The organism is Vibrio sp. 10N.261.52.C11 (genome assembly GCF_041471405.1).
Classification (GTDB): Bacteria; Pseudomonadota; Gammaproteobacteria; order Enterobacterales; family Vibrionaceae; genus Vibrio; species Vibrio crassostreae_C.
Genome location: NZ_JBFROI010000138.1, coordinates 1 through 974 on the forward strand (window position 1 = coordinate 1; position 974 = coordinate 974).

Here is a 974-nt window from a genome sequence, read left to right on the forward strand (position 1 = left end):
GGCGTTGTTGCCTAAATTAGTTGAACCTTTTCCAAGTCCTGTGATCTGATCATTTGAAACGATTGGAATGGTGGTGATATGGGTAAAGCAAACAAGAAGATAACTAACTGGACGGAGTACAATAAGGCTCTTTGTAAACGTGGTTCGGTTACATTCTGGATAGATGATTCAGCCGTAGATGCATGGCGATGCAAAACTCATCATGGTAAGCGTGGGAGAGGCTTTCAGTACTCTGATACAGCGATTGAAACCGCCTTGATGATTAAGGGCATCTTCTCTCTTCCTTTACGTGCTCTTCAAGGCTTTATCGACTCTATCTTTGAGCTATTAGATGTTCCACTAACGTCCCCTGACTACACCTGTATCAGTAAACGCTCGAAGACAGTTCAGGTCAAATATCGCAATAAATCGAGAGGGGCTATTCGCCATATAACCATTGATTCTACTGGCCTCAAAGTCTTTGGTGAGGGGGAGTGGAAAGTGAAAAAGCATGGTACAGAAAAACGTAGGACATGGCGCAAACTGCACTTAGCTGTGGATGTGGATACTCACGAAGCGATTAGTGCGCAAGTCAGTCTTGTAAATGTAGGCGATAGTGAAGTGTTACCGACGTTACTCAACCCACTACGTAGAAAGGTCGCTGCCGTATCCGCCGATGGAGCATATGACACAAAAAATTGCCACGAGACTCTGAAAAATAAAGGCTGTACTCCGTTAATACCGCCTCGAAAGAATGCAGCTCTTTGGGAAGACGGTCATCCCAGAAACAAAGCGGTAATGGCTCTGAGAGATGGAACAATATCGGAATGGAAAACAGAGTCTGGTTATCACTATCGTTCAATATCTGAGACTGCTATGTCCCGATATAAAGGACTAACAAGCGATAAATTGAGCTTGAGATGTTACAACGCTCAAGTGGGCGAAATCATGGCGAATGTCAAAGCGATTAACAAAGTCATAGGACTAGGTATGCC

Annotated in this window: 1 protein-coding gene; it reads left to right on the forward strand. The window is 44.1% G+C overall.

The features are described from left to right. Positions 1-78: 78 nt before the first annotated feature. Positions 79-974, forward strand: an 896-nt coding sequence (locus tag AB4323_RS24395; protein WP_372153541.1) for an IS5 family transposase, incomplete at its 3' end; no start/stop codon positions are given.